The sequence below is a fragment of the Candidatus Eremiobacterota bacterium genome (assembly GCA_031082125.1).
Classification (GTDB): domain Bacteria; phylum Vulcanimicrobiota; class CADAWZ01; order CADAWZ01; family Ess09-12; genus Ess09-12.
The window spans coordinates 125,745-128,335 of the sequence record JAVHLM010000009.1 but is presented as its reverse complement, the minus strand read 5'-3'; the positions used below and the strand labels follow the sequence as shown (position 1 = coordinate 128,335).

Genomic DNA, 2,591 nt, shown 5'->3' with positions numbered 1-2,591 from the left:
TATTGAGAATATAGGAGCCAGGACAGAGAGGGATATAGGGAAGCTCGGGGACAAGATTGACAGGGATATTGAGAATATAGGAGCCAGGACAGAGAGGGATATAGGGAAGCTCGGGGACAAGGTTGACAGGGACATAGAGAGGATAGGAGCCAGGACAGAGAGGAACCTGGAGGGGAGTGACAGACATACCCATAGTGATGACGAGACTCATGGCGATTATCACGGGAAAGGCCATGGTAAAGCCAAGGGACATGAAAAGCACGGCCATCATGAGGGTCATAAGGGAACAGAGGACTCCCACGATGCTGGTGAAAGGGGCCATGAGGCCCATGGCAAGCATCATAGGCACTCTTCGGAAGAAGATAGGGGGAGGGTTGAGGAAAAAACTCCTGGAGGTGATCAAGAGAACCGCCTTCATGATGAGCATAAAGAAGGCCGGGATGGGGTAACAGACGATAAAGACCTGGAACATGCCATGGAGGAGTCGGCGAAGCGCAGGGAGGAGGAAGGAAAGGCCGCAGAGACTGCTGATAAAGAGCTTGAGCATGATATCAAGGATTGGATGAAGCACGGGGATGATGAGGCCAAAGGCGACCATGAGGGGACTCATGATGATGATCACGAGCCGCCCGGCCATATGAAGGGAAAGAATTCCCCTCCTGGTCTTGAGAAAAAGGAACAGCAGGCCGAGCTCAGGCAGGAACAGGCCAGGCAGGAGCAACTCAGGCAGCAGCAGCAGGCCGCGAGTACGCAGGAGAGCCAGCAGCAGCGGACCGAGAAGGTCGAGGCGGGCATCAATGAGCTCCATCAGGATGCCGCGGTGAAGATGGAGCAGGTCAACACTGAGGTAAAGGCGCGGACCGAGCAGATAGCGAAAGAGATCCAGGCAAAGGCGGAAGAGGCTCTCAAGAGTGAAAAGCCTGATGGAGAAGCTCTCAAATCAGAGATCCAGTCAAAAATATCCGAACTTGACAGTGAAATGCAGTCGAAGATCTCTCAGGTTCACAGTGAGGTAGAGGAAAAGGCACTCCAGCTGGGTGACAGTGCCCAGAAACTCGTGGATGCCGATGAGACGCTGAACAGGGCCCTTCAGGAGACTCAGGCCCTCAGTAAAGAGAAGCCATCCGGCAAAGAGAAGGCGCAGGATCTGCTCGGGAAGTCCGATATCCTGAAAGGCGTGGCGGGATTGACGGACAAGGGAGCGGCCGATAAGGCTTTGACCGATGGTGTTCTGGCAGACAGGACCCAGGGAGATACCTCCCTTAAAATAGCAAAGCCTGATCTCATGGCAGCAGAGCAGAAATCGGGGCTCTCCGTGGAAGGCGGCCTTGACGATATCAAGGTGAAAAACGCCGGTGTGACCCGCGATACGCAGCAGGGGCAGGTCAGGGAGAGCCTGGACATGAAGGCTGCCGCCGGGGTGAAAGGAGCCGATGAACAGAGAATACGTCAGGGTCCAGAGCAGGAGAAGCATCAGGGGCAGCGCCACAGCGGAATCGGTGAAAAGGTCGAAGGCTCGAGGGGTGCTGGCGAGAGAGGAAATGAAAGAGGCCTGGGTGAAGGCCGCGGAAGAGAGGGCACCATAGGCCATGACGTGGAAAAGCACACAAAAGAGATAAAGGATAATGTTGAGAAGATAGGCGATAGTATCAAGTCAATGTCTGACAAGTCTAAGGATTCCGAGGAATCCCGGAGCACCCTCTCGGCCCTCGAGGCACAGAAAAGCGCCGAGCAGGCAAAGTCGGCTCTCACCTCAAAGGTCGATGAGGCGCGTCAGACACTGGTGGCGGGCTTTGACAGGGCAAGAAGCGATATCCAGGCCCAGGCTGAAAAGGTAAAGATTGACACGCAGCCCAAGATCGACAAAGTATCGCAGGAGACCCAGGTGAGAAAGGAGCCCGGCAGGGCCCCGGAAACCCCTTACCAGGCTGATGTCAGCCGTAATGAGTCCATGAGGGTCTCTGACAGTTCATATACGGCACCCGGCCAGCCTGCAAGACCTCAGGAGCACTCTTATGGCGTGGCAGGCAGGGCACCTGTGGCAGGCCAGGATATCGCGGGCTCAAGGGAGTTTCAGGGAATCCAGCCTGGCTTTGGCGGGGCGCTTGCAGGCACACCCAATGAGGCGTTCCACACCCAGTACCGTGGAGAGGGCTTCAGGAGCGGCGAGGGAAAAGGCGAAGCCATCGCCCCGGTGAGAGGGGTGGCCCCCGGGCAGCCTTCGGCTTTGGAGAAGGCTCAAGGTCCTGCAGGGAAAGCCCCGGCCCATGAATTGAGGGAAGCCCGCGGAGGTGCCACCCGGAACGCCGAGCATAATGTGCCGGCCCAGGGCGAAGTGACGGTGCCCTCCTCAAGGGGAGCCGCGGTGGATCATAGGGGCAGAACGGCGCCGGCAGCGGGAGCGGAAGCCCGTGAAAGAGTCCAGGCTCCGGGAAGCCCGAGAAGTGAATATTCCCAGGGGAAGACTGCCCCTCACCAGGGGACCGACCGCGTGGATCGCCCCCGCGAGGTAGTAGAGAGCCGCGCCTCGAAGGCTCCCGGCGAGCCTGTGATGCCCCGCGTGGAGCGCCCCCGCGAAGTGCCAGAGAGCC

General features: G+C 58.0%; 2 protein-coding genes. One reads left to right on the top strand and one right to left on the bottom strand.

The window, feature by feature from the left end:
* Positions 1 to 343, bottom strand: a 343-nt coding sequence (locus RDV48_12375) for a hypothetical protein (protein ID MDQ7823586.1), incomplete at its 3' end; no start/stop codon positions are given.
* Between the two features lie 132 nt (positions 344 to 475).
* On the opposite strand from RDV48_12375, the gene RDV48_12370 reads away from it, so the two are divergent.
* A partial coding sequence (locus RDV48_12370; protein ID MDQ7823585.1) for a hypothetical protein occupies positions 476 to 2,591 on the top strand: 2,116 nt, incomplete at its 3' end.